Source organism: Pedococcus sp. 2YAF34, from assembly GCF_052114585.1.
Classification (GTDB): Bacteria; Actinomycetota; Actinomycetes; order Actinomycetales; family Dermatophilaceae; genus Pedococcus.
Map to the genome: position 1 here is coordinate 61,576 of NZ_JBFRFA010000020.1, position 6,679 is coordinate 68,254.

At 73.0% G+C, this 6,679-nt stretch carries 7 protein-coding genes; 5 read left to right on the top strand and 2 right to left on the bottom strand.

Annotated features, from left to right (window positions below; all coding sequences use genetic code 11):
• Position 1 precedes the first annotated feature (1 nt).
• A complete protein-coding gene (locus AB4Z02_RS12090; protein ID WP_056885125.1) occupies positions 2 to 1,066 on the bottom strand; it encodes a hypothetical protein in 1,065 nt (354 codons plus the stop codon).
• Positions 1,067 to 1,152: 86 nt separating this feature from the next.
• Between AB4Z02_RS12090 and AB4Z02_RS12095 the strand changes: the two genes are divergently transcribed.
• The 4 genes from AB4Z02_RS12095 to AB4Z02_RS12110 all read left to right on the top strand — a co-directional run bounded on the left by AB4Z02_RS12095 (position 1,153) and on the right by AB4Z02_RS12110 (position 5,194).
• A complete protein-coding gene (locus tag AB4Z02_RS12095; RefSeq protein ID WP_441971231.1) occupies positions 1,153 to 2,613 on the top strand; it encodes a KamA family radical SAM protein in 1,461 nt (486 codons plus the stop codon).
• 70 nt (positions 2,614 to 2,683) lie between these two features.
• Positions 2,684 to 3,268: a biotin transporter BioY gene (locus tag AB4Z02_RS12100; RefSeq protein WP_056885127.1), complete on the top strand. Its 585-nt coding sequence runs from the start codon at positions 2,684 to 2,686 to the stop codon at positions 3,266 to 3,268.
• 43 nt (positions 3,269 to 3,311) lie between these two features.
• Positions 3,312 to 3,803 (top strand): Cys-tRNA(Pro) deacylase, encoded by a 492-nt coding sequence (ybaK, locus tag AB4Z02_RS12105; RefSeq protein WP_056885128.1) that lies wholly within the window; start codon positions 3,312 to 3,314, stop codon positions 3,801 to 3,803.
• Between the two features lie 152 nt (positions 3,804 to 3,955).
• Positions 3,956 to 5,194: a glycoside hydrolase family 15 gene (locus AB4Z02_RS12110; protein ID WP_441971232.1), complete on the top strand. Its 1,239-nt coding sequence runs from the start codon at positions 3,956 to 3,958 to the stop codon at positions 5,192 to 5,194.
• A gap of 48 nt (positions 5,195 to 5,242) precedes the next feature.
• Here AB4Z02_RS12110 and AB4Z02_RS12115 read toward each other — a convergent pair whose 3' ends face one another.
• Positions 5,243 to 5,665, bottom strand: coding sequence for an Lrp/AsnC family transcriptional regulator (locus AB4Z02_RS12115; protein WP_056885130.1), 423 nt, complete (start codon positions 5,663 to 5,665; stop codon positions 5,243 to 5,245).
• Positions 5,666 to 5,714: 49 nt separating this feature from the next.
• Between AB4Z02_RS12115 and AB4Z02_RS12120 the strand changes: the two genes are divergently transcribed.
• On the top strand, positions 5,715 to 6,653 hold the full coding sequence (locus AB4Z02_RS12120; protein WP_056885131.1) for a 5'-3' exonuclease: 939 nt from the start codon (positions 5,715 to 5,717) through the stop codon (positions 6,651 to 6,653).
• Positions 6,654 to 6,679: the final 26 nt, after the last annotated feature.

Below are 6,679 nucleotides of genomic sequence, written 5' to 3' on the forward strand. Positions count from 1 at the left end.
CCTACCGGACCGGTTGCTCCTCGAGGCGCCCCTCGAACAGGCCGCGGACGACCGCGTCCCGGCGCAGCAGGTCCAGGGCGTACGCCGCGTGGCCGGGCACGTAGCCGTTGCCGACGAGCATGCGGACGTCGGCGGCGACGCCCTCCGCACCGAGCGCCGCCGCGGCGAAGCTCGTGGCCATCGAGAAGAAGATGATGGTGCCGCCCTGGGCGGTGGACAGGATGGCGGGCTGCTCGCAGCCGGGCACGTCGACGCAGACGACGGTGACGTCCGCCGGCCCACCCGCAGCGGCCACGGCCTCGGACAGGCCCAGCGGGCTGCGCGCGTCGGCGACCACGACCTCCTCGGCCAGGCCGGTGTCCCGCAGCAGCTCGGCCTCCCGCTCGACGGGCACCACCGCGATGCGGTGGGCGGCGCCCGCCTCGGCCGCGGCTGCCAGCGAGAGGGAGCCCGACTTCCCGGCACCACCGAGGACGGCCACGGTCGGGGCGTGCCCGCGGGCGGCGTACTCGGCAACGACGCGGTGCACGAGGGCGGGGGCGCCGCACACGTCCATCACCATCAGCGCGAGGTCGGGGCTGAGGTCGTCGGGGAGCTGCGCGGCGATGGAGCGGCCGAACAGGACCGCGTGCCCCTGTGCTGGCACGCGCTCGGAGCGGCCGTCCCAGCGGGCGAGGCCGTCGGTGAGGACGAGCGGCGTGAGCGACAGCGAGACCAGCGTGGCCACCCGGTCGCCGACCGACAGGCCCAGCGGGGACTGCGGCCCGACCTCCTCGACGGTGCCGATGAGCATGCCGCCCGAGCCGGTCACGGGGTTCTGCATCTTGCCTCGGGTGGCGACGATGTCGAGCACCTCGGCGCGCACCGCCTCACCGTCGCCGCCGTGCTTCTCCGACAGCTGGCGGAAGGAGGCCGCGTCGAGGTTGAGGGTCTCGACCGCGATGCGCACCTCGTCGGGCCACAGCTCCGGACGGGCGTCGAGGCGCTGCGCCGCCTGCGGCAGCGTCGCTCCGGCGGGCTCGAGGACGCGGTGGAGGCCGACCGGCGACGAGGGGGTGTGAGGCACAGAATCTCCCAGCTATAGCGACACGAGGTGAAGATCTTGCGGCGAAGGTTCCCGATCGACGCAACCTGTCCCGTATCCTGCCACGTATGAGCACCGCGATCGAGCAGCCCTACGTCTACCGCCACCGCGAGCTGGTCGAGCCCGACTGGACCCGCTTCCCCGGGTGGCGGGACGTCACGGCCCAGGACTGGGCCAGCGCCCAGTGGCAGCGCGCCCACTGCGTCAAGAACCTCAAGCAGCTCCGCGAGCTCATGGGCGACCTGCTCACCGACGCGTTCTACGCCGACCTCGAGCGCGACCAGGCCGAGCGCGCCACGATGTCGATGCTCGTGCCGCCGCAGATGATGAACACCATGGTCAGTGAGATGACCTGGGCCGACGGCCGGATGCCTGCAGCCGGTGTCGAGTTCACCCGCGCGTTCTACGCCGACCCGGTCCGCCGCTACATGCTCCCGGTGTTCTCCGACCGTCGCACCGACTGGCCGAGCCACCCGCACGCCACCCGCGACAGCCTGCACGAGCACGACATGTGGGCCGTCGAGGGCCTGACGCACCGCTACCCCACCAAGGTCCTCGCCGAGATGCTGCCGACCTGCCCGCAGTACTGCGGCCACTGCACGCGCATGGACCTCGTCGGCAACTCCACCGCCGTCATCGACAAGCTCAAGCTCACCGGCAAGCCGGTCGACCGGTATGCCGCGATGCTCGACTACCTGCAGCGCACCCCGCAGGTGCGCGACGTCGTCGTCTCGGGCGGCGACGTGGCCAACATGCCGTGGAAGAACCTCGAGGGGTTCCTGGACAAGCTGCTGGACGTCGAGAACGTCCGCGACATCCGGCTCGCCACCAAGGCGCTCATGGGCCTGCCGCAGCACTGGCTGCAGGACGACGTCGTCGAGGGGGTCGCGCGCGTGTCGGCGAAGGCCCGCTCGCGCGGTGTCTCGCTCGCCATCCACACCCACGTCAACAGCGCCCAGTCGGTCACGCCGCTGGTCGCCGACGCCGCGAAGGCGATGCTGCAGGCGGGCGTCCGCGACGTGCGCAACCAGGGCGTCCTCATGCGCGGGGTCAACGACTCCGTCGAGCAGCTGCTCGACCTCTGCTTCGCCCTGCAGGACGACGCCATGATCACGCCGTACTACTTCTACATGTGCGACATGATCCCGTTCAGCGAGCACTGGCGGCTCTCGCTCGCGGAGGCCCAGCACCTGCAGCACTCGATGATGGGCTACCTGCCCGGGTTCGCGACGCCGCGCATCGTCTGCGACGTCCCCTACGTCGGCAAGCGCTGGGTGCACCAGGTCGACAGCTACGACACCGAGCGCGGGATGTCGTTCTGGCGAAAGAACTACCGCACCTCCATCGAGGGGGCCGACACCGACGCGCTGTCGCGCGACTACGTCTACTACGACCCGATCTACACCCTCCCCGAGGCCGGGCAGCAGTGGTGGCGTGAGCAGGGTGACCACGAGACGGCCCACGCCGTCGCCGTCGAACGCGCCGCCGCGAGCCGTGAGGCGGCCGAGCGCGACACCGCCCTGGTGTGAGGGGGCCGTGTGACGTGGTCGACGTGAGACGTCGGTGTGCGGCGGCTCGGGGCTTCGCTAGGTTGCTCCCGTGACTGCCATCGCCCTCCCCCGCAAGCGTGTCCTCGCCGACGTCATCCCGGGCGGTCTCGTCCGTGACGCCGTCCTCGTCCTCGGCGGCGCCGCCTTCGTCGGCCTGCTCGCCCAGTTCGCCATCCCGCTGTCGTTCACGCCGGTCCCGCTGACCCTCGGCACCTTCGCCGCGCTGCTCACCGGTGCCGCGCTCGGCTCCGTCCGCGGGCTGCTCAGCGTCGGCCTCTACATGGCTGCCGGCATGGCCGGGGTGCCGTGGTTCGCCGGCCACGCCAGCGGCTACGGCTTCCCGTCGTTCGGCTACATCATCGGGTTCGTCGCGGCCGGCGCCCTCGTGGGCTGGCTGGCCCAGCGCGGTGCCGACCGCACGGTCGTGCGGACAGCCGGCCTCATGGTCCTCGGCAACGTCGTCATCTACGCCGTCGGGCTGCCCTACCTCATGGCCGCCACCGGCATGGACCTGTCCACCGGCCTGGCCAAGGGCGTCGTGCCGTTCCTGCTCGGCGACGCGATCAAGATCGCGGTCGCCGCCGGGCTGCTGCCTGCCGCGTGGAAGCTCGTCCAGCGCGTCGAGCAGCGCTGACCCGCCTGCCCACCTCGGTCACCCCGCGCCCACCGCGTACCGCATGGGATCCCGACGTGACCGCTCGGCCGGCACCCCTGCCACCACGGCGCTGACGCGCCTCGGTGTGCGCTTCGGCATCCACCCCTACGAGCACGACCCGGCCGCGGCCTCCTACGGACTGGAGGCCGCGGCCGCGCTGTCGGTGCCACCCGGCCAGGTGTTCAAGACCCTGCTCGTGGAGGCCGATCGCGGCCTGGCAGTCGGCATCGTGCCGGTCGACCGCAGCCTCGACCTCAAGGCGCTCGCGACGGCCCTGGGTGTGAAGAAGGTGTCGATGGCAGACCCGGTGGCGGCGGAGCGCAGCACCGGATACGTCGTCGGCGGCATCTCTCCCATCGGCCAGAAGAAGCGGCTCCCCACGGTCCTCGACCGGGGCGCCACGGCCTTCGACGTCGTCTACGTCTCCGGCGGCCGGCGCGGGCTGGACCTCTCCCTGTCCCCCGACGACCTCGTCGCCGCCACCGGCGCCTCCCTGGCCCCGATCGCCCGCTGAGCGCCGAGCCGCCGGGTCGCCGATGGCCGTCCCGCGCCCACCCGGTGGACGCCGGCGGGAAATGTCGGCGACTCGCCCCGATCCGGGCCCGGCCCGATCTACGGTGGCCGGAAGGGATCGGGTCCGCCGGACCGGCGAGCGAGAGGGTGCGGGTGAGACGACGCTTCGTGGTGCCGGTGCTGCTCGGCGTGGCCGCGCTGGTGGCCGGCGCCGCGGCCGGCCCACGGGCCATGCCGCCGGAGGAACAGCTCATCACCGCTCCCGGGTACCGCGCGCAGCCCGCCTACGCGGACAACGGCCAGGAGGCCGCCGACCTGCGCTGGCTCGCCTCGGGCACCGTCCCGGGCTCCGGGACGCCGTGGCAGGACATGGCCCGGTGGGCGCTCGTCGACGTCCACGCCCACCTCGAGGCGAACGGGACCGTCTCGGCCGGCCCGGGTGGCCCGTGGGACCACTTCTGGCCCAGAGACGGCTCGTTCGCGGCGGTCGCGCTCAGCCGCAGCGGCCACCCCAGCGACGCGGCGTCCGTGCTCGACCGCCTGGCGCGGCTCGAGTTCGACCCGGCCGTGGGGTTCCAGGCCAGGTACGCCATGGACGGCAGCCCGCTGACCGACCGCCCGCGGCAGTCCGACGGCTGCGGGTGGGTGCTGTGGGCCATCGCGGAGGTCCGCCGCGACGACGACGCGGGCGTGCCGCCGTCGGCATCCGAGCTGCGTGATCGGTGCGTGCGGACCCTGACCGGGCTCGTGGACGGTGGCCGACGGCTGCCTCCACCCTCGCCCGACTACTGGGAGGTGCCGGTCACCCGCACGTCCCTGGGCACTGTGGCGCCGATGCTGGCAGGCCTGGCGGCGGCCGGCCGCGACTACGCCGCCACGGGAGACCTCGAGGCGTCGAGCCGGACGCACGCCACCGTCGCCAGTCTGGCCACGACGGTCGAGCGCGGCATGGGACCGGGCTACGAGCGGTTCGGTGACGACGGGGGCCTGGACGCCTCGCTCGTGGTGCTGCTGCCGCCGTTCACCGCCGAGGACGACCTCCCCGCCGGCATGGTGCGGGCGGTGGAGAAGGCGCGGGCGCACTACCAGCGGGAGGCCTCGCAACCGGCCGGCGGTGTCGCCCCGGGAGTGCAGTGGCTCAAGCCGGGCGGTGCCTCGTGGACCCCCCAGACCGCCCTGGTGGCTCTGTCGGACGCTGCCGGCGGCCAATGGCACGCAGCCGGCCTGCGGCTCGCGTGGCTGGACGCGCACCGGACGGCACACGGCTCCTTGCCGGAGAAGGTCACCAGGACCGGGCGCCCGGCCGGGCCGGCGCCGCTGGTCTGGACCGCCTCGCTCGTGGTGCTCACCCTCGCCGAGCTCGACGGCACCTCGGCCTCCGGCGCCTCCTGACCGGCTGGCCAGCCGCGGTGAGGCCAGCGGCCCACCGGCGCGGCAGCTCTACTCCCAGGGGGTGGAGAGCACCACGGTGGTGCGGGTGGCCACGTTGGCCACGGCGCGGATCCTGGCGAGCAGCACCTCGAGGTCGCCGGGGGTGCGCACCCTGGCCTTGAGGATGTAGTTCTCCTCGCCCGCCACCGAGTGGCACGCCTCGATCTCGCTGACGTCGCGCAGCCGGTCGGGGATGTCGTCGGGGGCCGCCGGGTCGAGGGGCGTGATGGAGATGAACGCCGTGAGCGGCAGGCCGAGCTCGGCGTAGTCGACGACCGCGGCATACCCCTTGAGCACCCCGCGCTCCTCGAGGCGGCGCACCCGCTGGTGCACGGCCGAGGTCGACAGCCCCATCGCCTTGCCCAGGTCGGTGTAGCTCATGCGGCCGTCGGAGCGCAGCAGGGAGACGATGCGTCGATCGAGGTCTTCCACGCCCGACAGCCTACTGAGCGGCACACCCCTGTGCTGGCAGCATGGGCACATGACTTCCGAGCCCACCGGGCGCCTGATGCTGCTCGACTCCGCGTCCCTGTACTTCCGGGCGTTCTTCGGCGTGCCTGACCAGCGCAAGGACCCGGGCGAGCCGCCCACCAACGCGATCCGCGGGTTCCTCGACATGGTGGCGTCGCTCATCACGACCCACCAGCCGACCCACTTCGTGGCCTGCTGGGACAACGACTGGCGCCCGCAGTTCCGGGTGGACGCGATCCCGACCTACAAGGCCCACCGGCTGGTCGACGGGTCGCTCGTCGAGGAGGAGTCGCCGGACGACCTCACCCCGCAGGTGCCCGTCATCCGTGACGTCCTCGAGGCGCTCGGGCTCCCCCGGCTCGGCGCCGACGGCTTCGAGGCCGACGACGTCATCGGCACCCTCACGGCGCGCCACAAGGCGGACATGGCCGTGGACGTCGTCACCGGTGACCGCGACCTGTTCCAGCTCGTCGACGACGCCGGCCCGGTCCGGGTCATCTACACCGCGCGCGGTGGCGTGCGCGACCCCGACCTGGTCGACGAGGCGTTCCTGCGCACCAAGTACGCGGTCGCGAGCGGCCCGGCCTACGCCGACATGGCGGTCCTGCGCGGCGACACCAGCGACGGGCTGCCCGGCGTGGCCGGCATCGGCGAGAAGACGGCGGCCAAGCTCATCGAGAAGTACGGGTCGCTGGTCGCCCTGCGCGCGGCCGTCGACGGTGGGGACCCCGAGATCAAGGGCGCGCAGCGGACCCGCCTGGAGGCCGGCGCCGCCTACCTCGACGTCGCGCCGAAGGTGGTGCAGGTGGCACCCGACGCGCCGGTGCCAGCGGTCGACATGTCCCTGCCGACGGAGGTGGCCGACCCCGTCCTCATGAGTCGGGTGGCCAGCGAGTTCGGCGTCACCAGCTCGATCAACCGCGTCCTGGCGGCGCTGCGCATCGAGTGATTCCGTCTGCGCCGAAGTCCCGGACT